Source organism: Portibacter lacus, assembly GCF_021533215.1.
Classification (GTDB): domain Bacteria; phylum Bacteroidota; class Bacteroidia; order Chitinophagales; family Saprospiraceae; genus Portibacter; species Portibacter lacus.
The window spans coordinates 21,276-46,116 of record NZ_JAJNKA010000016.1 but is presented as its reverse complement, the minus strand read 5'-3'; the positions used below and the strand labels follow the sequence as shown (position 1 = coordinate 46,116).

Below are 24,841 nucleotides of genomic sequence, written 5' to 3'. Positions count from 1 at the left end.
AAGATGTTTTTTGCATGAACTTTATACTATAAATCTGTTATACTTATATTTGTATTTAGAAGTTAAGAAATGAAAAAGCAATCAGAAGCTATGATTCCGACACCGAATGGTGTTTTTCGAATGATTGCTTATGCAGACGATAATAAAGATTTAATGCCTCACGTGGTTTTAGTCCATGAAGACTTAGATTCCTATGATAATGTGGTGATGCGTATTCACTCTGAGTGCCTCACTGGTGATTTATTCGGATCCAAAAGGTGTGATTGTGGTGAGCAGCTTGATAAAGCGCTCCAGATTATTGGAGAGGAAAAAGGGATTTTAATTTACCTGAGACAAGAAGGTAGAGGTATAGGCTTGATCAATAAGCTGAAGGCCTATCAGCTCCAGGATACAGGAATGAATACGATCGATGCTAATATCCACCTAGGTTTCGAACCCGACGAAAGGGATTATGAAGTGGCGAGTGAAATATTGAAAGACTTGGGCGTTAAAAGTGTACGATTACTCACCAATAATCCAGAAAAGGTGAATGGCTTAAATGAGTATGGTATTCAAGTGGCGGAAAGATTACCGATAATCATTTCGCCGTCGAAAGAAAATAAGGCGTACTTGCAGATCAAGAATGATTTGATGGGCCATCTTTTAGACTAGTCATTATGGATATAGAAACATTTAGATTTTATTGCTTAAGTAAAAAGGGGATAACGGAAGAGACACCTTTCGGTCCTGATACTTTAGTCTATAAAGTGATGACGAAAATGTTTGCTTTAACAAGCCTGAATGAAGCAGAGTTTAGATGCAACTTAAAGTGTGATCCAGATTATGCCTTGGAACTAAGAAATGAGTATTCAGATATTATTCCGGGTTGGCATATGAGCAAAAAGCACTGGAACACAGTTTATTGTGAAAGAGAATTAGATGATAAATTGATTAAAAAATTGATAGATCATAGTTATGAATTGGTGGTCAGTAAACTTACGAAAAGCCAAAAAGCACAGCTGAGTGAATTATAAGTATTTAATAGTAGGTCAAGGGATTGCGGGGAGTCTAGTTGCAATGGAGTGCCTTAAGAGGGGAGTTTCTTTTTTACTCATTGATGATCCATCGAAGAGCAGTGCATCTCGAATTGCTGCAGGAATCATAAACCCGATCACAGGACGAAAGTTTGTTAAGACTTGGATGTATGAAGCGCTTGAAGAGGCGTTTATTCCTGGCTACAAAGCTTTTGAAGATTTGCTCGCAAAGAAGTATCTAGTTGAGAAAGAAATTATTAGAGCTTTTCCGAAGATCTCCGATCAGAATAACTGGGATGCAAGATCTCTGAGCGAAGATGCTGGTCCATTTATGCAATCTGACTATGATTTCACAGATTTTGAAAACAAGGTTAAGTTGAAGATCGGTTACGGAAAGGTGCACGGTTATCAATTGAAAGTAAGTGAATTACTAGAAGATTTTAAAAACTACTTAATTAATAAAGGTGCTTATCGTGAAATGAGTTTCGATCATGCGGAAGTAGATCTTGAGGAAAATAGCATCACTTACCGAGATATACATGCAGATCATATTATATTCTGTGAAGGTTATAAAGCAATAGAAAATCCATATTTTAATCAATTGCCATTTGCGCTAGCGAAAGGTGAATTATTAATCGTTGAAATTCCTGGTCTAGAGTCTGATAAAATTCTAAAAGATGGTGTTTTCTTAGTCCAATTAGAAAAAGATATCTTTTGGGCTGGTGCGACTTACGCATGGGATGATTTAAACGAAAGACCTTCAGAAGAAAAGAAAGTCACACTTCTAAAAACTTTAGATAAGGTGCTAGATATTCCATACAAAGTTATAGATCATAAAGCAGGTGTTCGACCTTCTACTGACCAGCGCAGACCATTTATGGGATCGCATCCTACTCATAAATATATTCATATATTTAATGGGCTTGGCACGAAAGGATCTTCTCTAGGTCCATACTGGGCAGATCATTTCATGAATTATTTAGAAAAGGATTCAGCACTAGATAAAGAAGTGGATATTTCGATTTTCCTAGGATAATGTTTTGCTGCAATTTCTATTTCCAGGTCTGAAAGAATTTTACTCGTATTATGATTAGTTATAATGTGAATATATTTTATCATATTTGCATGACCTAGTACTAATTTTATGAATAAATCTTTAAATCTAGCGAGCAAGATCGTTGCTGGCTTCTTTGTAATTGCCTTATTTCTAAGCAATTCAGCAGATCCGCCGAATGGTAGAACAGGAGCACCGGGAGATGGTGTATGTACTTCATGCCATGGAGGAAATAACTTCGAAGGCCATATTAATATTCTAGATCTTCCTTCTACAGTCGTAAGTGGTCAGCGTTACAAGATGACGGTAGCTGTTACCAATACTGATGCTAAGGCTGTAAGAGCAGGATTCCAATTGGTTTCATTATTTGATGAGGATTTCAAGAATGCCGGAGATTATATTTCGCAGTCTAGTGATTCTGATGTTTCGAAAATCGGTGATAGGCAGTATCTAGAACATCGAGGTCCTAAAAATTTTGAAGACAATGTTGCAACTTGGATTTTTGATTGGGTTGCACCCGATGTTGATGAAGATACAGAAATTACCATGTATGCTGCTGGTAATATTGCTAACGGTGGTGCTTCATCTGGAGACGCAATAAAATTTAAAGAAGAAAAAATTAAAGTACAAGCAGCAAGCTCTACCTGTGATTTCAGTTTAAACTTAAATGTTAATCAGATTTCTTGTTTTGGCGCAAATGACGGTGAAGTAACCATTGACCCAGAAGGTTTCCAGCAGCCTTTGAAGTTCGAGTGGTCTAATGGTGAAAAATTATTTATCGCTATGGCGGCTTTATCTGCGGGGAAATATGATATCACCGTAACAGACGGTTCAGGATGTAGCATAGTAGAAGCGTTTGAAATTGTAGAACCAGATTTGCTCGAAGTATCATTACGTTCGAAATTTGAAAATTGTGATGATTTAACAATGAATTCTTTAGTAGCAGATGTCAGAGGCGGAACAGGTAAGTATACTTACAAATGGAATAATGGCTCTTCTGATGAAGTGCTGCAAAACGTTACAGTTGGTAATTATTCTGTTACAATTACTGATGAAAGTGGCTGTGTTGCTATGGATCAATATGTATTCGAGCTTAAAGACAAAGAACCGCCAGTCATCAGTTTTACAGATAGTGTGGATTTATATATTGGGGCGGATGGTACGTTGGATTTTACACCTTTGAATTTAAATGAAACAGATAATTGTGGAGTAGCTTCGGTTTTACTATCTGGCAATAAATCTTGCAATGAGTTATCTGCAAGAAACCTTAATTATAAGGTCACAGATGTAAATGGAAATGTTGCAGATGCATCGGTATATATCAATGGAATCATAGACACCTTTCCACCGACCTCACCATGCAGAGAAGACATTATTCAAGATGGCTGTAGTCCAGTAGATTATGCCTTACCGGATTTTATAGACAATTGTGGAATAGATACAGTCTTACTTATAGAAGGGCTAGCTTCAGGAGCTCAGTTTCCAAAAGATAGCACTAAAGTCACTTATGAGTTTTATGACTTTTCGGGCAATAGTGGTACCTGCACTTTTTATGTGGTAACCAATAATAATTTGATGTTGGAGATCGATGAAGTGCAAGATGCTAGTGCTAATAATGGTGGAAGTATTATGATTACTGCAGGTGGCGGAACTGGTGTTTTTAATTATGAATGGATAATGAATGACACCATGGTTGTTTCCAGTTTCGAAGATGTTAGTAATTTAGATCCAGGAAGTTACGTTGTGAAAGTAACAGATGGAAGTGGTTGTGTTATCCATTCAGAACCAATAACTATTGAACTAGGATCGTCTACGCATGATGCTGCTATTCAAGAAGTAGAAATCTACCCTAATCCAGTTAATTCTGTGCTTTATCTGGAGTATACAGGAACACTCATGAAAGCTAATATTGTAGGTTTTAATGGTCAATTTTTGAATGCAGTGGAAACAGGATTTGCCTCGAAAACAATTAGTATCAATCTGGAATCGTATGCTTCTGGTATTTATTTTATACAGTTGTTCTTTGATTCTGAAATGCAAACATTGAAATTTGTAAAACAATAAGACAACTTGCTTTTCTAATTCATTGCTAGATTTTCTTATTTGTATTGCTCGATAAACGATATTACTTCGCCATTGAATAGTTTGGCTTCATTGGTCATCGGACTGTGTCCAGATTCTTCAAAGATGACCAGCTTTTTATCTTCGGTATCTATATTTTCAAATGCTTGAACGCCAAGTTCTGCTGGAACAACAAAGTCATATTTGCCCCACAGTAATAGAGACGGAATGTGAATCTTCTTTAATTCACTTTCTAAGTTGGTCATAAATAAATCTTGCTCACTGGTTAAATAATTATTTGTAAATGTTCCGGTCATCCAACTCGTGAGCGGATTCACAGAAAACAAATAACTTTTGGTTAATGATTCAAGGTTTAAATAATCAGCGGTGCCGTCTCGTATGATTTCAGCGTCAAATAGTTTTCCTTCTGCTTCAAATGCCAATGCATTCAATTCACTAATGTTTTCATTCGTGATATTAAAAGTATCTACTTCGCTTAATTTATCTATAAACTCATTCCAGAAATCAGTATCTCGATCCATCGCCATCTCCTCTGCAGCCACCTTTTGGACAAGACGAAATTGGGATTTGACCAAGAGGTCAAAATCATGAGCACCATCGACTTCTATCCAACCTTTAAAATTGTCTTGATTATCTTTAGTGGTAAGAAAAGCTGTACCGAGCGTTCCGCCCCAACTATGTCCAAGTAGAAATAAGCTATTATCAGTACCATATTTATGATCGAGTACAGAAATAATTGCATTAATATCCTCTATCATCTCGTCTAAAGTCAAGTTTTTTTCATCGAGCTGGCCTTGGGACATGCCTTGACCTCGTTGGTCTATGTAGACTAAGGCATAGCTTTCTTCTAGTGATTCCTGGAATACACCTGGTCTATATTGTAGACCATTGCCACCTGGTCCGCCATGTAGAATAAGGATAAAAGTTTTGCTTTGGATATTGCCATGGACATGAATAGGCATTTGAGCACCATTTCTTTCGACATAGAATAAGTCATAGAATTTCTCTGCGGTATCTACTTCCCATGAGCAAGAAGAGATCACCATCATACCTAATAGGAATAGAAATTTGAGTTTAGATTTCATTAATGATTTCTTTAGAGTGGTATCCGAAAACGTAGCCATATTCAATATTTAGAAGTGGAGTAAAAGAAACATTGTAATTCGTGAGGATCATCGTATGAACCTGAAGCCTCCAAGGATTCGTACCTCTTCGTTTCCATAACCGTCCTATGCCGATTGATACCATCGGTGTGAAATGCCAATTCCCAGGATATTTTACTTTACTAACGGTACCATTTGCTACATTATAGGTTTCGGGAAGCAATGTTCTAAGTGCACCAGCACCAATTCCTAAATTCTGATATCTTCCTTTCTTACGTACTCTTCTATACTGAACCTGATAATTATTGAAAATCGACCAATGTGTTGGATTATCATAGTAGAATCCGATATTGGCGTCAAGGAAGATTTGTCGATGTTTTATTTTTAGTTGATCTCTACGATTAGTTCTTGAAATGGTACGATCAAATAGTAATTTCTGACCAGTGACTTGCGCTCCAGGGTTCCATAAATTATTTCCTAGGTAAGAGATGCCTAAATGCCAATCACTCAAGATGCTTTTTTGGGCATGAAGAGAAAGGGAAATGATGAATATAAAAAAGAATAGCAGTCGTTTTTTCATCTATTAAGCATCATGAATGAAAACGAAATAAGTATCTAGATTATTACGTAACCTTATTGATAAGAGATTTATGGAGATAACCTGCAGTGCCTTCCACCGTTCTTACATGATACCAATCCCCAGAAACACCGATAATTTTAATTTGATCACCCTTTTGAAGGACTTGTACAATGGAGTTCTTACTATGAGGAGAGGCTCTAAAATTGGCCTTCACATTGCTTATCTCCTTGATACTTCCAGCAACTAAGCTTGGGGCAGTCGGTTCAGTAAACTTAAGGGTAGCAACTTTAACAAAATCTAATGGATTAATTGCACCAGAAAAGGACTTATAAATTCCGAAATGCAGATGTGGAGGCGTGGTTCGGGCATTTCCCGTATTTCCAACAGTTCCTATCGTATCCCCACGAAATACAGCTTGTCCTTGGTTAACATATTGACTATCAAGGTGCGCATAATAAATATTCAATTTTCTTTTCGCATCGTGTAACCAAATCTGCTTTCCACCAAGTCCTCGATTTCTTACTGTAGAGACTCTAGCATCTGAAACAGCAACAAGTGGTGTGCCTTTCTTTGCAAAAATATCAATTCCTTTATGTTTTCTTTTTCCACCATCTCTTGGGTCTCCCCAGAAGCTTCCGATGTCTGCATTCTTCCCTCCAGCGACTGGAAAAGTAAATACTGGCTTTGTATTAAATGTAATTTCGAAATTTGTATCTGTTTTTAATTTTGATTGAACTCTAATGAAGTATCGTCCACTTTTTTCAATTTCAACATCATACTGGTCACTTAAGTATCGTGGGCTATAAACAGATTTAAGTGTTTGGGCAGTATCAGTTTCTATAAAGAACACATCCATCAAAATAGAAATAGAGCCAAGACTTACTTGTAAGATTTTTCCTTGCTGAAGAGAAAGGATATATCCTGCAGAAATTGAAGAGGAAGAATCTTGAATTATACTTTCTTTATAAGGTAGGTCAATGACGATACTGTCCTTTAAAGCTACCTGACTCACATTGTTCCAATAAGTTCTTTCTAAGTCAGTGAGCGATTTCTCATATTGCTGTCTAGCGTCACTTGGAATAATTAGTTCCTCAATTCCGCAAGAGACAATGAATAGACACAAAAATAGATAAGCATACTTCACCTCAATTTAACGGCTAAACTTAAGTTTTGTTTTTTCTCCATTTTCTAAATCCAATCAAGGCTACAATAAGTATAATAATAAATGGCCATAGATTCACTATCCCAATGATAAATTGGATTAGGTTTTTCCATCCATTTTCAAAGCCTCTAGCAAACTGAGGACCGTTTGACAATGGGGAGGAAACTTTTTTATAAAAATGAATAGATAGGGTAGCATATGAAATTTGATTATTCATCAATTTTAAACGTCCTTCTTGCGACTCAATTTCATTTCTAATTCTACCAAGTTCTCTTTCTACTTGGAGTAATTCATCCACTTTATTTGCTTTTTGAAGTATTTCTAAGAATCTACTTTCTAGCTCTCTATTTGTTTTTATACGAGTAGTTAAATCCAAAAACTGATCAGTTACATCTCTAGCATTGATATTTTTAAAATCGAACTTGGTAATTCCACTAGTAGCTTCTGCAAGAAAAAGATCCATTTTGTCAGATGGAATTCTAACCGTAATATCATTTGATAGGGTAGTTGTAGAATTTGATTCTTGATCTGAAGCAATATATCCGCCATGTTTTTTCACGGATTCTAATATTTGCTTTCTAGAATTGATTAGATCCGAAGTTTCAAAACTTAGAGCTCCTTCTGTAATTAATTTTCTTTCAACTGAACCGGATTCGTCTTGAAAAGAAGCTTCTTCCATATAAAGCTCATCTGCTTCAGGAGCAAAAGCAATTTTACTTTCGCTTGAATTTTCACAACTCATTAAGAATAGTGCGAGAAATAATAGATAGATTTTAATTTTCATAGGATTGATTTTTAACATTAGATGCAAAATCCTAGAAAATTACACAAATTGCTATTCCTCTATGATATTTTTTACGCGACCTACTTCCTTCGTATCCAGCATAACTTTAATACCATGAGGATGATTAGGAGACTTTGTTAAGATACGTTTTACAAAGCCTTCCGTCAATTCTCCTGATCGCTGATGGTGTTTTTGAACGATCTCGACAAGTGCACCAACTTTTATATTTGCTCTCTGGTTTCCATCCATCATTAATTACTTTCTACTTCCTCGTCTACATGCTTTTCTAACCATATAGCACACTCTTCGAAAGTAGCAAAACAATATTTCGAATCCACTAAACCAGGAACAATACTGAATTCACTTAGCATGTCTTTTGGTTGTCCTTCTAAGCCTGTAAACACAACAGTTATATTTTGACTCTGAAGATCATTAATGGCATCCTCCATTGCATAAAGTCCTGATTGATCTACATAAGGTACTTTATCCATTCTGATCACAACCGTAGAAATATCAGGCAGTGCTTTAATCATTTCCTGGAAGCGAGACGCAAAACCAAAAAATAACGGTCCATCTAAGTGCTTGATATAGACTTTATCTCCGTATTTTTTAAAGAATTCTTCTTCATCCATCCAAGGAATTTCTCTAGAGAAAGTTCTTAATGGAGATGTTTTTGTTCGGTTTTCAACCACATCAGAAATCTTCTTCATGAATAATACCGATGATAATATCATCCCTACGATTACTGCTTCTATTAAACCGATGAATACTGTCAAAGCAAGAACGATCAACATCACTACAACTTCACTTTTAGGTAAAGATCTAATATGTCTAAGACCTTTATAATCCATAACACCTATTCCTACTGTTACAAGAATTCCTGCTAAAACAGCGGCTGGTATTTTGGAAGCTAAGGGTCCTAATGATAAAAGAATAACTAGAATCACTAAACCGGCAATCATCCCAGATATTCTTGTTTTTCCACCTGAATTGATATTTACAACAGTTCTTATGGTTGCCCCAGCTCCCGGAATTCCACCGAACATTGCGGCAATTGAATTACCTACGCCTTGTCCTATTAATTCTTTATTTGGCTTGTGTTTTGTCTTGGTCATATTATCTGCGACGATAGACGTTAATAGAGAATCTATTGCTCCAAGTGCGGCTAGTGAAATTGCAGATACAATGTAAGGCATAATAGCTCCTAGCCTGAAGTTCGTAAACATGGAAAACTGAAACGAAGGAAATCCACTAGGAATATTACCAATATCTCTGTATTCGGGCAAGAAGAAGTAAGCTCCTAATGTGACGACCAGCAAGGCTACTAATGTACTAGGCACTTTTGTTGTTATATACCTGAATCCATAAATTATACCTATAGTTATTAAACCCAGTATGAGATCTATAATGTTAATATTCTTTAAGGCTTTCCCCATCACTTTAAGAGAACCAATTACTCCTGCAGAATGATTTGCTGTTAGCACCTGAGCCTCTTGAAATATATCGTCTTCTGTTATTTCTTGTGCTCTTCTCACCGTTTCTTCAAAATCATCTAATACCAGAATCTCTTCCGCGGCTTCTTCCCGTAAAATTCTTTCTAAAATAACTTCTTCTGCTTGGGGCTTGAAACTATTGACAAATTGCGCATCTTCTTTAGGATAGTATCCTAACATAGGCAGAATCTGTGTAATAATAATAATCACACCGATTCCAGTCATGAAACCAGAAACCACTGGATAAGGAATATACTCAATGTATTGTCCCAACTTAAGAACTCCCATTAGAATCTGAATCAAACCAGCTAATAGAAATACGATGAGAATGGATGGGATAGCTTTTTGAAGATCACCTTCATTTGCGGCGACAATTCCGGCTATAATCACCATACTAACTGCCGTCATTGGGGCGGTAGGCCCTGAAATTTGGGTGTTCGTACCACCTAATAATGCCGCAAAAAAGCTAATGAATATTGCGCCATAAAGTCCAGCAGTTGCTCCAAGGCCAGATTGGAGTCCAAAGGCAAGCGCTAGAGGTAAAGCAACGATTCCCGCTGTTATACCCCCAAAGAGATCACCCTTGATATTTGAAAAATCAAGTCCTATAAGTTTAGTCATATATTGTTTAGTATAGTAAAACTAAAATCTTAAATTATTGAAAATTCTTCAATTTATACTACATAAGCTTAATGATTTAACAAAATATTTACAAAAGAACTTTCAGAAGTAAGGATTTCTTATATTTCGACTGATTTTAAAATATTGAATTAGAAGTCTAAAAAAGACTAAAGTTATGCGTGAGTATTTATTGAAATCCGGTCAACATTTATTGGTTAAACTAGCCTTGCCAGTGGATGCAAGTCGTATAATTGAATATTGCCAAAGAGTAGGTGGCGAAACGGATTATTTGTCTTTCGGTGCTAGTGAATTTGATAAAACCATTCCAGAAGAAGAGATAATACTTCAGCAATACTGTAATGCTGAAAATCAATTGTATATATACGCGGAGCTAGATAATCAGATTATTGGACTTCTTGATGTTTCAGCAAGCCATAAAAAACGAATTAGGCATTCAGCTGAATTTGGTCTGTCAGTTCGAAAGGATTTCTGGGGAATAGGAGTAGGCAGTTGCTTGATAGAATATATGCTGGATTGGGCTAGATCGAATGCTCATATTAAAAAATTAAACTTGAAAGTGATCTCTAATAATGAGTCCGCTATAAACCTTTATAGAAAATATGAATTTACTATGGAAGGAAGAATCACTAAAGAGTTTTATATCAATGACCAATATTATGATATGATCTCGATGGGATATTGGTTAGAATAAAAAATACGAATGAAATTATATTATAATAGTCAATCCGATGCTGGCGTAGAAATTCGAGAAAGAATGAAATCGATGAGCTTAGCTTTTACAGCTGAAATGATACCAGAACATCTGTTAAAATTGGAAGATGGGAAGGAAGTTTTTCAAGGAGAAAACGCGATTGCTAAGCATCTAGATCAGATTGCTGGAGAATTGCATAACTGGTATTATTGTAACTGTTAAACTTATTATATGCAATACATCGTTATTCCCATATTTATTGCTCTATTTATTGCGGCCCTCTATTTTCTATTTAGAAAGAAGGAGCCAGCTGTTGATGTGAATGATGAGTTTCCATCAAATTGGAAGAAGATTCTTGAGCAAGAGGTTGCTTTTTACCGAGAATTATCAAGTGAGGCGGATAAAATCCGATTCGAGAAAGGTATCATTAACTTTTTAAATAAAGTTACGGTAACAGGAGTAGAAACGGAAATCACAGAAACGGATAAGTTATTAGTTGCATCAAGCGCAGTTATTCCCCTCTTTGGTTTTCCAGGTTGGAGCTTTAGAAACCTTGATGAAGTTCTGTTGTACAAAACTACCTTCAATCAAGACTATGAGACAGAAGGAAATGAACGCAATATTCTAGGTATGGTAGGAGAGGGCGCAATGAATAGAATGATGATCCTTTCTAAACCAGAGCTCTATCGTGGTTTTCAAAATAAGAACAGCAGACAAAATGTAGGTATTCATGAATTTGTCCATCTGCTTGATAAGGCTGATGGAAAGGTAGACGGCTTACCTAAGATCCTACTCAAGTCTGAATATCTGAAACCTTGGCTAAAGCTAGTTCATATGGAAATTAAAGCAATTCACGAGAATGAATCTGATATCAATCCTTATGCTGCAAAAAGCGAAATAGAATTCCTTAGTGTTGTTTCAGAATACTTCTTTGAACAACCTGAATTAATGAAAGAGAAACACCCAGACTTGTTCGATATTCTTGAAAAAATGTATGCTCAAGACCTAGCCTAATTGCTTAGATTCCGATGCATTTAACTTGGCTTCTTGTTGAATGATAGGTCTAGAAGGTTTTATCATAAAGAAATAAATTAACATGATAAAGGCAACTAAAATAAATAAGAAATTTCCATTAAAAAAATAAGCTATAATAGCAAATAGTGTGGCTGCTTCTATTAAAGCCATTCTCAGAATAGCTGCAGATCGAAAACTGTTCAATTTTACATCAAATGACTCTGAGGGAATAATAGAAGAAATTCTTGCTTTGTATAAATAATTACCGAGCATATAGCTAGCAACTGCTAATCCTAGAACTAAAAATATATAAATATCGTCTTGTATGTCTAGACTCACAGTGTAGGATGCTTTGAGATATAACATCACTGCTAAAAGTATCAATTGACCTGAAAATAAAGCCATATGGATGATCGATATTCTACTTGTAAAACTATTCTGATCCATGTTTTTTCTAAATATTGAATGACTATTTAATTCCTGAATGAATTATTACGAGCGAAAATTAGTAAATAAAAAGCTATTTTTCTTCCGTTGACAATTATTTTGCCTTTTCTAGATATTCAAGTTTCATTCCTGTAGATGACCTTGGCTTAAATCCTTTCCAGGTTTCTTCATTTGAATCTACTTTCATTTTAAGATAGTCGGAATGATCTTCAGCTTTTAAATAAGTCCCTAAAAACGCAGTTACAAAATGCTGGTTGATGTTGTTAATTCTTCTTTCATCCCAAGAAGGTTCAGCATATCGATAGTATTCATCGAAATGAAGACCTGGTTGCATTGTAATCTCCGCAGGTGGATTAGGAGCCACGTTATGCCTTGCATTCGTATAGGTAAGTAAGTAGCGATCTGTATTAGATGCTCCTTCATATATAGCCTTAATTCCTTTTTCGTATCCTGAAATATCATCTTCACTACCAGCTACAAAGAATGTAGGAAGCTTTAATCCTTTTAGTCCTTCGGCATTCCATATGCCTCTTTCCATTCCCCATGGCGCAAAGGCAACAATACACTTGATTCGATCATCAAACATGGCTGAGTGATCCGGATTATTGATGGTTAAGGATTCTATAGATTTATTCCCACCTGTCATTCCACTGAAGAATTTCGCTAGTCCTTCACTATAACCAGCACCTCCGACATTTAATACGCCATATCCTCCCATAGAATAACCTATAATTCCGACATTATCATCTTGAACATTGTTGCTTAAAAAATGATCTCCTTCTAAAATTTCATTCATCACGAAAAGAATGTCTTTTGGTCGATTTAATAAAGTTGATTGAAAGCCATTAGCATCTTCGAATGTGGATTCTTTGTGACCTATTGCAGCAACAATGTAGCCTTTCGATGCCAGGTTTTCAGTCAAATAAGTCATGAGTACTCTTGAGCCTAAGTAACCATGTGAGACCACAATTAAAGGGAACTTTCCAGTGGATGGCGTGGCGTCCCTAGCTGCTCTTCCAGCAAAGGTGAATGGTACAATAGGTCGATCTTTATCATTTAAAGAACCCATAACTTGATCATACATCACAAGCTCTGCTTCATTCTGCTTTAACGCAGCTGGATACCATATCTCAACTTTTAAATCTCTATCGTAATTGGGTGCAACTCCATCTACGGCATTTAGGATGTCAATTTGATCTTTATTGATGAATTCTATCGTTCTAACGCCAACTTTTAAATTTCCTCTTGTAGCTAATTCTGGAGCATCGGGCAAAGCATCTCCGAATATGAAGTTAGGACTCGCTTGCTGAGCGTTCAGTGATGAGAAAATAAATAATAGACAGGTAAGTAAAGTTGAGATCTTAATCATTTAGTACTTTTTCAAGTAAAATACTAAATAGAATTTAATTCAATTCTGAAATCAAGAATTAAAACAATCAATATTCAAGGTATGATTGGGTTTGAAATCCGGTTAACTAGACATTTGCTACTTTTTTATTCTATTGCTCCTTTATATTTTATTTGAATGCCATGTAAAAATTTTCTCAGAAACTGATCCATACATTTGCGATATTGGCGCTGATCGGGTTTTCTGAAAAAAGCACTGATTTCATGGGGACTTACTCGCATTCCTACATACTTAAATATTTCAACCATGTCCTCCACTTTCAAGTTCAATGCTATCTTTAATTTACGGAGAATTACATTATTATTCAAGTATTTATCTGGCTGCATGACCACACCTTCTTTCTTTCCTCGCTTTTTTTCGATGAATGAATTCAAGAATATAGATAAATTTCTATCTGGAATTTCTATAAAATCTGGATCTTCATCTCTTTTCAACCAAGCACTAATCTCAGCCCTCGAGGCATTGTAATCTTCGAAACTACACATCTTCATCATTTTATCATCATTCAAATCAAATGTGAATCTAATGTTTCGAAGTACATCGCTATTATTCATATATTTTTTTTAACTCTAAATTTATCTTTTTATTCTATAGGTCTCCAAGTTCCACCGTAGATTTCATCTTCTGTTCCAAATGTGAATTTGCTTGCCGGTGCGGCAATACTTGGTCCTGAAAGCGCTTCTATTTTATATCCAGATAATGATTTATACACTTCTAAAGTTCCAAAAACAGTAAAAGGAGCATTATTCGATGAATTTGTATTTCCAACTTTATAAATGATAGAATTAAATGGTCCAGAGTCGCCTAAATCTTGAGATGCGGCAGCCCATAATTCACCATTTTTGTCAATATAAAGATCGGTTAAGTCCCGCTTAGAACTTGCATTGCTCCATTCTCCAGGAGCAGCTACTGGTATTCCAGTTTTTCCTTGTTCTGAAAAATTTATCTGATGAGTTGTGAAATCTATGTTTGCCCATTTTAACAATCCATTAGGGTAGGCAGAAGATCCTCCTCTTTCAGCCAAAATGACTTGGTAAGCGCCATCATCGTTTTTAACACATGCAATGCCTTCATACTGATCACCTGTTAATCCAATATCATTTTTGTGAATCATCGGCAATTGGAAGACGCCTAACACTTCGGCAGATCTTGAAATTATATTTAACTTGATATGAAAAATTCTTCCAAGATTTCCTTGCCAGTTACCAGATTCAGTCATTAAAAACTCATAAGGTCTGTCTGGAATAACAGAAATAGCTTCTAAATCACTTGGGATGCCTCCTTCAGAGACCCAATTCTCAACTTTTATAGGAACAACAGTTATAGAATCTGCATAAGATGAAATGAGTCCTAGGCGATATCCTTTTTGGAAATTTTTAAGATCGTAGACAGCGAGATAGGTGTTATCATTTACCTGGGCCATTCCACTTGAACCTGTTTCAAGTTTTTTATCTTGAACATTTTGGACGTGCAAATTTTTACTTGCATTGCAGGAAATTAATATCCATGCTATAAATAATATCGAATACCTTTTCATAGCTGCAGTTTAATAACTTTTTTTGACAATCCAAACCTAAATTAAGAATGAATTTTACATGTGAAAAAATATTATATGTGCAACAAAGTTGAAATAAATCAGTTTATATAATTACACATTAATTGAAATCATATTGTATGAATCGAGTGAATAATAAAACTGGAGTTTCAGGCATACAGAAAATTGAGGCTTTGGAGAACGGAAAGTACAAAGTTCATTTTTCATTTTCAGAAGTACCTGTAGTCATGAATAAAAGCTATTTGGATAATTTGCTATCACAAAAAGAGGATTCTGAATTAGCATAATAAGTATTTAAAATGGGGCTTTGATTTTAAATTTCATTTCTTTTCTTGTTGTAGGATGAATGAAAATTATGGATTCCGCATGTAGTAGAAGTCTATCTTTTTTAGTCCCATATAAATCATCACCGACAATGGGTGCAAACAATCCTTTGGAATGTGCTGCGTGGACCCTCAGTTGGTGTGTTCTTCCTGTCAATGGAATAAAATGTATTCTAGTTTTTTTGTCCTTGACTTCTACAACCTTCCATTTTGTTCTTGCTGATTTTCCATGCTCATAGCAAACTAACTGTCTCGGTCGATCATTTAAGTCAACTCTTAATGGTAGGTCTATAAAACCTTTAGTATCCTTTATTTCTCCCTCTAGAATCGCAACATACCTCTTATATACTTCTCGCTTGATAAACTGTTGTTGTATGAATTTATGTGCTTTTAGATTCTTAGCCATAATCATGATTCCTGATGTAGACATATCTAGCCGATGAACGAGTAATGGGCCTTCCGCCTTGGGATACAGGATTTTCAATCTAGCATACACAGAATCAACAATGTTTTTCCCAGGAACGGAAAGAAACTCCGCTGGCTTATTAATGATGGCGATATCATCATCTTCATAAACGATCTTTATAGTTTTGCCTAGAGCTGGATTTTCTAGCATTGGATTAGGATCCATATTCGTTGCTGAAAGCATGTGGCCAAGGATCGGTTCACATTTTCCACGACAAGCCGGGTAGAACGTCTCACTCATTCTGACTTCAGCACTTGGCGATTGGCCCCACCAGAATTCTGCCATCGTGATTGGCTTTAGATCATTGAGAAAAGCATATTGTAACAATTTGGGTGCAGCACATTCACCTGCACCGGCTGGCGGTCTGTTAGATATTGTATTTTCGAAGATGGTAAGCAATGATTTCTTATCACCTTCAGCATTTAGAAACGTGTAACTGTCGAATAGTTGATTCTGTAGCGCAGAAGATCGTTTCTTCCTTTCTTCTCTTAATTGTTGGATCGGAATTGCATATTTGTTGTATTCCGTTTCTGCTTCTTCAATTTTAATAGCCCAAATCCGAATTAAATCTCTCAGCGAAAAATTGCTTTTAATACTTTCTAGTCTTAGGACTTCATTAAATACTTCAAATTCCTCGTTAGATAATGTTGTTTTAGCTTCCGCCCGTTGAATTTTCCTTGATTTCTTTCCGTCTTTTACCCGCTGCTTTTCGGCTGCAATTTCACTAATGGATTGTAATTTCAGTTCTTCAAGCTTTTTCTTCACATTGATATAATTAACATCCTCTTCCTTAATTTCTAGCTCAAAATTTAAACTGGAAATGACTTCCTCTTCTTTCTTGAAAAATCCCTTTTCAGTTAACATGTCAAAAACTGGAGGCACAAAACCCATATGATGATTAGCGTTAGCTAGTTTCCCAGAAAAAGCTTTTAAGTAACCAATTTCTCCTGCCGCATTCTCTACGACAAGTACACCAAACATTTTTCCAATAACTAACCCTTGCTTTTCGTCATCCAACCCAAAATTATGATCCAACTCCTGATTGTTTCGTAATTCATCTTGTAATTCATGAGCAGCCAATACTGCAAGCGGATGAGGTGTGTAATAGAACGGAAAGTTAAATCTTTCTGGAAGTTCGTAATTGGAAATATCTGAAGAAAACTGAGTAAAATGCTTCACGAGTACAAATCTAAAAAGAATAAGTTGACATCACCAAAAATATATTTTCATAACTTAGCAAGAATAATATGAACTATGAATAAAGTATATAAAAACGCAAAGGAGGCGTTAGCAGGAGTAGAATCAGGAATGACCCTAATGCTAGGAGGTTTTGGGTTGTGTGGTATACCTGAAAATTGCATTGCAGAACTGATGGAGCTTGGTTTAACGGACCTAACATGTATTTCGAATAATGCAGGAGTAGATGATTTCGGTCTTGGATTATTATTGCAAAAGCGTCAGATAAAGAAAATGATTTCCTCATATGTAGGAGAGAATGATGAATTCGAGCGACAAATGTTGTCTGGTGAATTAGAAGTGGATTTAATTCCACAAGGTTCATTAGCAGAAAGATGTAGAGCTGGAGGAGCTGGAATTCCTGCATTTTTCACACCAGCTGGCTATGGAACAGAAGTGGCAGAAGGCAAAGAAGTGAGATTTTTCAATGGTAAAGCACATATTTTAGAACACGCGTTAGAAGCTGACTTTGCTTTTGTGAAAGCATGGAAAGGAGACCGTTATGGAAATTTAATATACAAAGGAACAGCTCGTAATTTTAATCCAGTTATGGCAACTGCAGGAAAAATAACGGTAGCAGAAGTGGAAGAATTAGTAGAGCCTGGAGAATTAGATCCATATTTTATTCATACGCCTGGAGTATTTGTACAGCGGATCTTCCAAGGATCTAATTATGAGAAAAGAATTGAACAAAGAACAGTAAGAACTAAATAACATGCTAAATAAAAATCAAATCGCTCAGAGAATTGCACAGGAGTTAAAGGATGGTTGGTATGTCAATTTAGGAATTGGGATCCCGACATTAGTCGCGAATTATGTTCCAGAAGGCATAGAAGTCGAATTCCAGTCAGAAAATGGAATTTTGGGTATGGGGGCTTTTCCATTTGATGGAGAGGAAGATGCAGATATGATCAATGCGGGAAAGCAAACCGTCACTCTGAATCCAGGAGCAGCAATCTTTGATTCTTCGGTAAGTTTTGCAATGATTCGCGGAAAGCATATTCAACTTACCGTTCTGGGAGCGATGGAAGTTTCTGAGAATGGGGATATCGCGAACTGGAAAATTCCAGGAAAAATGGTGAAAGGTATGGGCGGTGCAATGGATCTTGTTGCTTCTGCTGATAATATAATCGTGGCCATGATGCACACGAATAAAAGAGGTGAGTCCAAATTACTAAAAACTTGTTCTTTGCCTATTACAGGCGTAAAGTGTGTTAATAAAATTGTAACAAACTTGGCCGTTTTAGATATAGAGAATGGAGCGTTCAGACTTTTAGAAAGGGCGCCAGGAGTTTCAGTAGAAGAAATTCAAAATGCAACAGAAGGAAAACTAATTATAGAAGGTGATATTCCTGAAATGAAATTAAATATGGAATAAAAGCTTTCCAGGCTTGATTTTAATGTGTTCTTTTTCTGTAAATTTTTTGTCGAAAAAAATGAACCCACAGAAGAATAAATCAATAGAATAAGTTACTCCAGGAAGATCTTTTATAATATTCCACGCTTCGTTCATTCCTTGAGACCAATAAATATCATCGACGATAATGATACTGCTTTGCTTGCAATAAGGTTGAATCATTGAGAAATAATCAAGAGTAGCATCTTTGCTATGATGTCCATCGATAAAAGCAATGTCAACTTGCTTTACTTTATTCAATGTTGGAATCAAGGTGTCCGAAAATTTACCTAAAATCGGATGTATATTATCGCAACTTAATTTTTCAAATAAGCCGGAAGCAATATTGAAAGAATTTTCATCGCCTTCCAGTGTATATACCTGTGGATGATGTGCTGGACTGCCTAAGTAAAGTGCGCTAATCCCTAGAGAAGTTCCTAACTCGACTACGGTTTCTGCTTTAGTGTAGTTAACCAATCGATGCATAACTCTACATTGATAAGGCCCAGATAAAGCATTTTGTGCAATAGTTGCAATTTTTCGCTTTTGCCCATTCGAGATAGACGAGCCAGCTCCATATTCTTGGAAGTTAATGCTCTGTTTGTTGGCTTTCAGCTCCGTTCTTAATTTTTCTATGATAGAAAAAGCAGAATCATCCTCGTTATCTTGCACGACTTGCTTGTACCAATCTGTTAAAGAGGTAGATTTCAGTCCTCGCAGGTTTTTAGCAACGAGTAGAAATTTTATGTATTTGATTAATTGATAAATGAATCTTAGTTTTATTAACTTGCGAAAGTAATCTTATATTTTGATTTACTTAAATGTATATAGTGTTGAAGTTAAAGTGTTTGTTTTTATTATTGCTGCCCATTTACCTATTAGGGCAAGTTTCTTTTCAACCAAATCAAAAAGCTTTCGGAAATATAGAAATTCATTCCCAAATTCCTATTGCCGTTGTCGATATTAATAATGATTTACTTGACGATATAGTCACTTTAGACAAGGGAAATCATTTAAAAGTTTTTTATCAGAGCCATAATTCCGAGGAGTTTTATGCTAAAGATTATGGATTGGTTTCTACTTTCGATCAGCTAGCATTAGGAGTAGGAGATCTAGATAATGATGGACTAAAAGAGATTTTTGTTGGTGGTTATTATGATGGAATCAAGATTTACAAAGCATTTGCAGGTTCAGAAGATTATCTACAATTTAGCAAAACGGAAGCCACTTTTTACACACAGAATATATCTCTAGTAGATATTAATGGAGATGGATTTCTCGATTTGTACGTAAATGATGATGATGGGCCACCAAAAATATTTGGAAATGCTGATGGCAGCAGTTATGAAAAGGTAGAATGGATAGATTTCGGTTATGAAGGAGAGGATGCTTCAGGGAATTATGGATCTATATGGACGGATTTCGATGATGATGGTGATCTTGATTTATACATATCGAAATGCAGACTTGGAGTAAATGACGCTGCGGATCCTAGGAGAATCAACCAGCTATTTGTTAATGATGGCTTAGGCGGTTTCTTAGAACAAGCAGGAGATTATGGTTTGGATGATGGAGAACAATCTTGGGTTTCTGATTTTGCAGATCTTGACAATGATGGAGATAAGGATGTCGTTGTCATCAACCATACGGGAGGAAATAATATTTATGAGAACAATGGAGATGGTAGTTATTCGATTGTAGATACGGAAGATAACTGGAATGCACTATTCGAAGGATTACAATTGATTATACGTGATTTTGATAATGATGGACTGAAAGATATTTTAATAGGTGGGATCAAGTCAAAATTGTTCTGGAATAAGGGCGGGTTAGAGTTTGAAGAGGATCCGCATTTTTTCGGAAATAAAGAAGCGGTATCACTTGCAGTCGGAGACTTAAATAATGATGGATTTTGGGATGTTTATAATAGTTACAGTAATGGCATTACTGACGAAAATGACTACGTTGCTGATGAAATCATGATTAATCATAAAAATGATAATACCTTTTTTAAAGTTAATTTAATGTCCGAAAATGGAAATTCGGATGCCATAGGAAGCACATGTGAATTGTATGGAGACTGGGGAGTTCAATCTTACGAACTTAGGTCGGGAGAAAGCTATGGAATCAATAATTCATTGTCTGTCATCTTCGGATTAGGGACTCACTCAACAATTGATTCATTAGTTGTGAAATGGCCCAATGGATATCGAAGTGTTTATATTGACTTAGAGGTAAATAATAACTACATAGTCAATGATTCAGATTGTATTCACAAGCAGATCGATTTGAATTATGAGGAAGATATAATTTGCTCTAATACTACTCTAACATTGACCTCTCCAGATTTTGCTGAATATAAATGGAGCAATGGTTCTACAAGTCAGACGATAGAAGTCGAGAACTCAGGCTTATATAAAATTTCTGTTACAGATGAATCTGGTTGTACGTTTCCATCTACTTCTCTTTATATTCGAGACGTATCTGAAATAGCGAAGCCTTTTATTTCGGCGGTTGATCCTGAGGCGATATATTGCGCAAGTGATATGATAGTGCTGGAAACTCAGTATGATAGTGTGTGGTGGAACAATAAGATAAAAGCCACTACTTATCTCGCGTCTGCAGGTGAGCCAGTATATGCAACCTATCATCTATGTGATACATTAACCTCTGAAATTTACAATGCTAACCTTTTCATAGTGGATACTCCAGCATTTAGCATCGATACCATCATGAAAGGAGATGATGCAATTTTTAAAGTAACTGGAAGTGATATTTCTTGGTTTGAGACAGAATCAGCGGAAGCTGCTTTAGCTGAAGGGAATGAATTTGTTATAGCGAACTTGCAATCGGACACGATCATATTTGCTGAAAATAGAGTAAGCAAGAAAATTATAGATTCTATCCAAATAGATTTGACTGCAAGTGAATTTGGATTGCCACCAAGTCATATAAATGGCGGTGTCATCTTTTCAGTAGAGCATTACAATACGATTTTAGAATCAGTCAATAGCTACACGGATACGGCTGCGATGAGGAGGATTCAGATTAAAGATTACTGGGGAACGGTAATTCATGAAAAAGAAGTATTCATCTCTCCTACAGACTCTGTAATTCAGTTAGGATTCAAAATGCAACCTGCTTCTTATTATTTGTTAACGACCGATGAAGCATATAATCAGGAAAATCTAGGCTCACGATCTCCTAGGCTTTTTAGAGGCCTTTACAATGAGAGTGTTTATGATTTAAAATCGAAGGATGGTAATGTCGTTATTCAGGCATCCACTGGAACGCCAGATTCTTATTATTCCTTCTATAATTGGAAAACTATTGTTTCTGCTCTTAGTTGTGTTTCAGATAGAGTAGGGGTTCCGATCATTGTGGATCAAAGCAGCTCTATTTCATCAATTTCCTCAGCTAGATTAGAAATATTTCCTAATCCTGTAGATGATGTTGTCTTTATAAGAGGAGATTTCGAAGAAGATATGGCTTATCATATACTTAGCATGGATGGCAGATTACTAAAGAAAGAAAGAATGGATCATAAAATAGATCTGTCTTCATTGCATTCTGGTATTTACTTCCTAAAGATAGCTTCGGAAGTATATAAAATTGTCAAACTGTAGCTAGCTAGTTAAATATAGAATAGTAAGAGGTTTAGTCTGAGTTGGATAGGTAGAAGTGTTGCAAAAAAAAAAGACATTATCCTTTTCAGAATAATGTCTTAAGTGGGGTGGAAGACGGGATTCGAACCCGCGACCCTCGGTACCACAAACCGATGCTCTAACCAGCTGAGCTACAACCACCATATATTTACCTTCGTAAAGCGCTGCAAAAATAATATATATTGCATATTTATGTAAATTTTTTCAATATTTGATTAAAATTTTCGCTAATTTATGTATAACAGTCAGGTAGTCAGAAGTTTAAGTCCTTATCTTTTGATCATGATCTTTGTGATTTTTAAGCTTTTTCACCTAAATGTTAGTTTTTTTTGGGATGAATCGTGGGTTTATGCACCTGCAATTCGCTCGATGGCAGAAATTGGACCTTCCTTATTACCAGATTCTATTCCACTAGATTATTCTAGAGGACATCCACTACTTTTTCATTTTCTTGGAAGTTCATGGATCTTAATTTTTGGAAGTGGTTTTTTTAGTATGCATTTTTTTGCATTGACCATAACCATAGGATTTTTATTTACTGCTGTAGCGCTTCTTAAAACATTTGAAAATGATCAAGTAACTTTTTGGGTTACCTTACTTCTTTGTATCCAACCTTTATTTGTAGCTCAAGCTTCTATTGTCTTACCTGAAATGCTGCTTGCTACCTTAACGTTATGTAGTATTTACTTCTATGTGAAAGGCAGGACACTATTATATATATGTTTTGGCGTGTTGACTATTCTAACGAAAGAAACAGGAATTCTGATCATCGGAGCAATTGCATTGTATGACTTTATTAAGAACATTGCAGAGAAGCGAAGTTTTATTGAGATCATAAAGAGCGGTTTTATTTATATCTGTCCCATACTAGCATTAGTAGCTCACATGATCTATTTGAAAGCAGTTTTTGGCTGGTATTTATACCCAGAACATACAGGGTTGATTAAGAGCGATATTAATAGAGTCATTATAGCATTTAGTTCAACAATTAAAGATCAAGTATGGAATCAATGGCGATTTCTGATAACTGTGCCGTTTATTCTTTTATACGGTTATCATATTGTGTTGAAGAAAAATTTTGCCTCCATAGTCTTTATAATAATAAGCATCCTAATCAGTTTATATTTTAATACATTTTACGGCAATCATTTTGTAATTACTGTCTTATACATTTTGTTTGCAGGACATTTTGCAATCGAAAGATTTATAAAAGGTAAAGAGCGAGAGAAAATAATTCTATTGTTTTTTATTTTCATCATAATTTATTGCCTCTTTTCTGCGGCTAATTTTTATACCGTCAGATATTTGCTATCCACATTTTTGTACATTCTATTCATCCCGATTTATTTTTTACTAACCGATAGTGTATTCAAGAAATATATACCTTATTTGTTTATCGTATTTGTTCCACTATTCATTTTTGAATTATTGAATCCAAAAGCGGTAAATGATGTCAATTTATCTTATCTAAGCTATTGTCCACTGCAGATGGAGGCTGTCGAATTCCTAGAAGAGAATGAATGGTACAAAGAAAGGATTAATACAAAGTTTCTTATGTATATCGCATTGACTGATGATAAAGCAGGTTACCGGAAAACTTCAGAAACCTTTGAAAATGTAAATGGAGGTAAAGAAAGTAGGGAAGCGATCTACATTTTTAATAATGTGGAACTAGACGAAAGGCGAGATAATTTTAATGGAGACTTATTAAAACGTTTTGAAATGAATCACGTCTGGTTTGAAATATGGAAAGAGAAGGAATAGGTTGTTAGAGTTTATTGATTAGATAATACTCAGTATTTATGTCAATTTATGGGCATTGTATATAGGAACCGCTCAGTTAACGACAAAAAAAAGACTGCCAGTTAGTGACAGTCTTTTTATTATATCTTTTAAGAAAAGAATTAGTCAGCTGGAGCTGGATCTTTTTCTAATTTAAAGGTTCTAGTTACTGGATTTAACGGAGTGTCCACCGTTTTACCATCTTTATCTACTAAGGTCAAGGTGATTGTATTATCTCCCATTGGTAAGCCTTCTATAAAATATGGTTGCCATTTGTCAAACATATGTTCCTCACCATTTATTTCAGCTTTTACTTTATTACCATTGGCTGCTAGTGTCGTATTAGCGAGGTAGAAATCAAGCATGATTTTCTCTGTGTCCTTCTGACCTACATAAGTTCCTTTAGGTCTGCTGTAAAACAACATAGGCTCCTTAATGTCTTCTCCTGCAACAATAGAATTGTTCTTAACTTCTATTTTTTGCGCAACATTTGCTTGATCTGTTTTGATCGATTCATGATAAGATCTACTTAAGAAAGCAAGTAAGTAGTGTTCTCCATCAGCAATTTCATAGTCAAAGTCTGCAGTATATTTAGCAGCGTATGGCTCATTATCTACAATTAAGTGAATATGTTGGCCCTTACTAGAATTAGCGCACATTTTCACTTCAGCATCTGGAGTCTGGTTTCCTAGTTTGTATTCCGATCCTGTAACCCCAAAGTTGAATTTACCATTTTGATAATCCATAGATTGAATAGCAGCATCTGTAAAAGCAGGTGATTCTGAGAATGGACTAATAGTGTATTTCATCTCCGCTACAGTCACATCATCTTTAGCATCCATAGTGTCTGCAGTCTTAGTTGCATTGTCACAAGATGCGAATGAAGCCACTGCAATAAATATGGATAGTCTTAAAATATAAGTTTTCATTTTAATAATTTTGTTT

25 protein-coding genes and 1 tRNA gene are annotated in these 24,841 nt (G+C 35.6%); 12 read left to right on the top strand and 14 right to left on the bottom strand.

Translation table 11 applies throughout. From position 1 onward, the window contains the following. Positions 1-69 precede the first annotated feature (69 nt). From ribA to L2586_RS21225, 4 genes are all read left to right on the top strand, one after another. Positions 70-651 (top strand): GTP cyclohydrolase II, encoded by a 582-nt coding sequence (gene ribA, locus L2586_RS21240; RefSeq protein WP_235294969.1) that lies wholly within the window; start codon positions 70-72, stop codon positions 649-651. 5 nt (positions 652-656) lie between these two features. After that, a complete protein-coding gene (locus L2586_RS21235; protein WP_235294968.1) occupies positions 657-1,013 on the top strand; it encodes an MmcQ/YjbR family DNA-binding protein in 357 nt (118 codons plus the stop codon). Continuing rightward, the gene (locus L2586_RS24720) at positions 1,003-2,049 is read left to right on the top strand and encodes an NAD(P)/FAD-dependent oxidoreductase (RefSeq protein ID WP_235294967.1); all 1,047 of its coding nucleotides are present in this window, start codon (positions 1,003-1,005) and stop codon (positions 2,047-2,049) included. The genes L2586_RS21235 and L2586_RS24720 overlap by 11 nt, the downstream gene beginning before the upstream one ends. Before the next feature lie 108 nt (positions 2,050-2,157). Further along, on the top strand, positions 2,158-4,131 hold the full coding sequence (locus L2586_RS21225; RefSeq protein WP_235294966.1) for a choice-of-anchor V domain-containing protein: 1,974 nt from the start codon (positions 2,158-2,160) through the stop codon (positions 4,129-4,131). A gap of 35 nt (positions 4,132-4,166) precedes the next feature. On the opposite strand, the gene L2586_RS21220 is transcribed toward L2586_RS21225, so the two are convergent. Genes L2586_RS21220 through L2586_RS21195 form a run of 6 tightly spaced genes read right to left on the bottom strand, consistent with a single transcriptional unit; the run spans position 4,167 to position 9,892 of the window. Further along, entirely contained in the window at positions 4,167-5,234 is a 1,068-nt protein-coding gene (locus L2586_RS21220) for an alpha/beta fold hydrolase (protein WP_235294965.1), read from the bottom strand. Further along, complete coding sequence (locus L2586_RS21215; protein ID WP_235294964.1) at positions 5,224-5,832, bottom strand: hypothetical protein; 609 nt, start codon at positions 5,830-5,832, stop codon at positions 5,224-5,226. The genes L2586_RS21220 and L2586_RS21215 overlap by 11 nt, the downstream gene beginning before the upstream one ends. A gap of 43 nt (positions 5,833-5,875) precedes the next feature. After that, complete coding sequence (locus tag L2586_RS21210; protein ID WP_235294963.1) at positions 5,876-6,976, bottom strand: M23 family metallopeptidase; 1,101 nt, start codon at positions 6,974-6,976, stop codon at positions 5,876-5,878. Between the two features lie 19 nt (positions 6,977-6,995). After that, complete coding sequence (locus L2586_RS21205) at positions 6,996-7,778, bottom strand: DUF4349 domain-containing protein (RefSeq protein ID WP_235294962.1); 783 nt, start codon at positions 7,776-7,778, stop codon at positions 6,996-6,998. Between the two features lie 51 nt (positions 7,779-7,829). Further along, positions 7,830-8,027: a YwbE family protein gene (locus tag L2586_RS21200; RefSeq protein ID WP_235295023.1), complete on the bottom strand. Its 198-nt coding sequence runs from the start codon at positions 8,025-8,027 to the stop codon at positions 7,830-7,832. Between the two features lie 2 nt (positions 8,028-8,029). After that, complete coding sequence (locus L2586_RS21195) at positions 8,030-9,892, bottom strand: SulP family inorganic anion transporter (RefSeq protein ID WP_235294961.1); 1,863 nt, start codon at positions 9,890-9,892, stop codon at positions 8,030-8,032. Between the two features lie 175 nt (positions 9,893-10,067). Here L2586_RS21195 and L2586_RS21190 point away from each other — a divergent pair, with 175 nt between their 5' ends. Genes L2586_RS21190 through L2586_RS21180 form a run of 3 tightly spaced genes read left to right on the top strand, consistent with a single transcriptional unit; the run spans position 10,068 to position 11,618 of the window. After that, a complete protein-coding gene (locus L2586_RS21190) occupies positions 10,068-10,604 on the top strand; it encodes a GNAT family N-acetyltransferase (RefSeq protein ID WP_235294960.1) in 537 nt (178 codons plus the stop codon). Positions 10,605-10,613: 9 nt separating this feature from the next. Further along, positions 10,614-10,826, top strand: coding sequence for a hypothetical protein (locus L2586_RS21185; protein ID WP_235294959.1), 213 nt, complete (start codon positions 10,614-10,616; stop codon positions 10,824-10,826). A 9-nt stretch (positions 10,827-10,835) separates the two neighbouring features. Next, positions 10,836-11,618, top strand: coding sequence for a M90 family metallopeptidase (locus L2586_RS21180; protein ID WP_235294958.1), 783 nt, complete (start codon positions 10,836-10,838; stop codon positions 11,616-11,618). On the opposite strand, the gene L2586_RS21175 is transcribed toward L2586_RS21180, so the two are convergent. The 4 genes from L2586_RS21175 to L2586_RS21160 form a co-directional block, all read right to left on the bottom strand. Beyond that, positions 11,610-12,065 carry a hypothetical protein gene (locus tag L2586_RS21175; RefSeq protein WP_235294957.1) on the bottom strand — a complete coding sequence of 152 codons (456 nt, stop codon included), beginning with the start codon at positions 12,063-12,065 and terminating at the stop codon, positions 11,610-11,612. The two genes, L2586_RS21180 and L2586_RS21175, sit on opposite strands and share 9 nt — an antisense overlap. 94 nt (positions 12,066-12,159) lie before the next feature. Beyond that, positions 12,160-13,434: an alpha/beta hydrolase family protein gene (locus L2586_RS21170; RefSeq protein ID WP_235294956.1), complete on the bottom strand. Its 1,275-nt coding sequence runs from the start codon at positions 13,432-13,434 to the stop codon at positions 12,160-12,162. A gap of 125 nt (positions 13,435-13,559) precedes the next feature. Further along, positions 13,560-14,027 carry a YehS family protein gene (locus tag L2586_RS21165; protein WP_235294955.1) on the bottom strand — a complete coding sequence of 156 codons (468 nt, stop codon included), beginning with the start codon at positions 14,025-14,027 and terminating at the stop codon, positions 13,560-13,562. Between the two features lie 29 nt (positions 14,028-14,056). Then, positions 14,057-15,010 carry a hypothetical protein gene (locus tag L2586_RS21160; protein ID WP_235294954.1) on the bottom strand — a complete coding sequence of 318 codons (954 nt, stop codon included), beginning with the start codon at positions 15,008-15,010 and terminating at the stop codon, positions 14,057-14,059. 137 nt (positions 15,011-15,147) lie between these two features. On the opposite strand from L2586_RS21160, the gene L2586_RS21155 reads away from it, so the two are divergent. Then, the gene (locus tag L2586_RS21155; protein WP_235294953.1) at positions 15,148-15,315 is read left to right on the top strand and encodes a hypothetical protein; all 168 of its coding nucleotides are present in this window, start codon (positions 15,148-15,150) and stop codon (positions 15,313-15,315) included. Positions 15,316-15,322: 7 nt separating this feature from the next. Here the strand turns inward: L2586_RS21155 and L2586_RS21150 are convergent, their stop codons facing one another. Further along, positions 15,323-16,996, bottom strand: a complete 1,674-nt coding sequence (locus L2586_RS21150) for an RluA family pseudouridine synthase (RefSeq protein ID WP_235294952.1) — start codon at positions 16,994-16,996, stop codon at positions 15,323-15,325. A 75-nt stretch (positions 16,997-17,071) separates the two neighbouring features. Between L2586_RS21150 and L2586_RS21145 the strand changes: the two genes are divergently transcribed. Both L2586_RS21145 and L2586_RS21140 read left to right on the top strand, forming a co-directional pair. Next, positions 17,072-17,767, top strand: a complete 696-nt coding sequence (locus L2586_RS21145; RefSeq protein WP_235294951.1) for a CoA transferase subunit A — start codon at positions 17,072-17,074, stop codon at positions 17,765-17,767. 1 nt (position 17,768) lies between these two features. After that, complete coding sequence (locus L2586_RS21140) at positions 17,769-18,431, top strand: CoA transferase subunit B (RefSeq protein WP_235294950.1); 663 nt, start codon at positions 17,769-17,771, stop codon at positions 18,429-18,431. Here the strand turns inward: L2586_RS21140 and L2586_RS21135 are convergent. After that, on the bottom strand, positions 18,417-19,121 hold the full coding sequence (locus L2586_RS21135; RefSeq protein WP_235294949.1) for an O-methyltransferase: 705 nt from the start codon (positions 19,119-19,121) through the stop codon (positions 18,417-18,419). The two genes, L2586_RS21140 and L2586_RS21135, sit on opposite strands and share 15 nt — an antisense overlap. A gap of 158 nt (positions 19,122-19,279) precedes the next feature. Here L2586_RS21135 and L2586_RS21130 point away from each other — a divergent pair, with 158 nt between their 5' ends. Further along, positions 19,280-22,075, top strand: a complete 2,796-nt coding sequence (locus L2586_RS21130) for an FG-GAP-like repeat-containing protein (RefSeq protein WP_235294948.1) — start codon at positions 19,280-19,282, stop codon at positions 22,073-22,075. A gap of 103 nt (positions 22,076-22,178) precedes the next feature. Here L2586_RS21130 and L2586_RS21125 read toward each other — a convergent pair. Continuing rightward, positions 22,179-22,255, bottom strand: a tRNA-His gene (locus L2586_RS21125). A 141-nt stretch (positions 22,256-22,396) separates the two neighbouring features. Here L2586_RS21125 and L2586_RS21120 point away from each other — a divergent pair. Then, a complete protein-coding gene (locus L2586_RS21120; RefSeq protein ID WP_235294947.1) occupies positions 22,397-23,878 on the top strand; it encodes an ArnT family glycosyltransferase in 1,482 nt (493 codons plus the stop codon). A gap of 140 nt (positions 23,879-24,018) precedes the next feature. Here L2586_RS21120 and L2586_RS21115 read toward each other — a convergent pair whose 3' ends face one another. Continuing rightward, entirely contained in the window at positions 24,019-24,825 is an 807-nt protein-coding gene (locus L2586_RS21115) for a hypothetical protein (RefSeq protein ID WP_235294946.1), read from the bottom strand. Positions 24,826-24,841 lie beyond the last annotated feature (16 nt).

Bases quoted from the DNA above. Each gene is read 5' to 3' on its own strand.
- L2586_RS21195 (WP_235294961.1), bottom strand. From the start codon at position 9,892: ATGACTAAACTTATAGGACTTGATTTTTCAAATATCAAGGGTGATCTC.
- L2586_RS21165 (WP_235294955.1), bottom strand. From the start codon at position 14,027: ATGAATAATAGCGATGTACTTCGAAACATTAGATTCACATTTGATTTG.
- L2586_RS21155 (WP_235294953.1), top strand. From the start codon at position 15,148: ATGAATCGAGTGAATAATAAAACTGGAGTTTCAGGCATACAGAAAATT.
- L2586_RS21205 (WP_235294962.1), bottom strand. From the start codon at position 7,778: ATGAAAATTAAAATCTATCTATTATTTCTCGCACTATTCTTAATGAGT.
- L2586_RS21115 (WP_235294946.1), bottom strand. From the start codon at position 24,825: ATGAAAACTTATATTTTAAGACTATCCATATTTATTGCAGTGGCTTCA.
- L2586_RS21175 (WP_235294957.1), bottom strand. From the start codon at position 12,065: ATGGATCAGAATAGTTTTACAAGTAGAATATCGATCATCCATATGGCT.
- L2586_RS21220 (WP_235294965.1), bottom strand. From the start codon at position 5,234: ATGAAATCTAAACTCAAATTTCTATTCCTATTAGGTATGATGGTGATC.
- L2586_RS21180 (WP_235294958.1), top strand. From the start codon at position 10,836: ATGCAATACATCGTTATTCCCATATTTATTGCTCTATTTATTGCGGCC.
- L2586_RS21225 (WP_235294966.1), top strand. From the start codon at position 2,158: ATGAATAAATCTTTAAATCTAGCGAGCAAGATCGTTGCTGGCTTCTTT.
- ribA (WP_235294969.1), top strand. From the start codon at position 70: ATGAAAAAGCAATCAGAAGCTATGATTCCGACACCGAATGGTGTTTTT.
- L2586_RS21140 (WP_235294950.1), top strand. From the start codon at position 17,769: ATGCTAAATAAAAATCAAATCGCTCAGAGAATTGCACAGGAGTTAAAG.
- L2586_RS21120 (WP_235294947.1), top strand. From the start codon at position 22,397: ATGATCTTTGTGATTTTTAAGCTTTTTCACCTAAATGTTAGTTTTTTT.
- L2586_RS21200 (WP_235295023.1), bottom strand. From the start codon at position 8,027: ATGGATGGAAACCAGAGAGCAAATATAAAAGTTGGTGCACTTGTCGAG.
- L2586_RS21170 (WP_235294956.1), bottom strand. From the start codon at position 13,434: ATGATTAAGATCTCAACTTTACTTACCTGTCTATTATTTATTTTCTCA.
- L2586_RS21145 (WP_235294951.1), top strand. From the start codon at position 17,072: ATGAATAAAGTATATAAAAACGCAAAGGAGGCGTTAGCAGGAGTAGAA.
- L2586_RS21235 (WP_235294968.1), top strand. From the start codon at position 657: ATGGATATAGAAACATTTAGATTTTATTGCTTAAGTAAAAAGGGGATA.
- L2586_RS21185 (WP_235294959.1), top strand. From the start codon at position 10,614: ATGAAATTATATTATAATAGTCAATCCGATGCTGGCGTAGAAATTCGA.
- L2586_RS21190 (WP_235294960.1), top strand. From the start codon at position 10,068: ATGCGTGAGTATTTATTGAAATCCGGTCAACATTTATTGGTTAAACTA.
- L2586_RS21160 (WP_235294954.1), bottom strand. From the start codon at position 15,010: ATGAAAAGGTATTCGATATTATTTATAGCATGGATATTAATTTCCTGC.
- L2586_RS21215 (WP_235294964.1), bottom strand. From the start codon at position 5,832: ATGAAAAAACGACTGCTATTCTTTTTTATATTCATCATTTCCCTTTCT.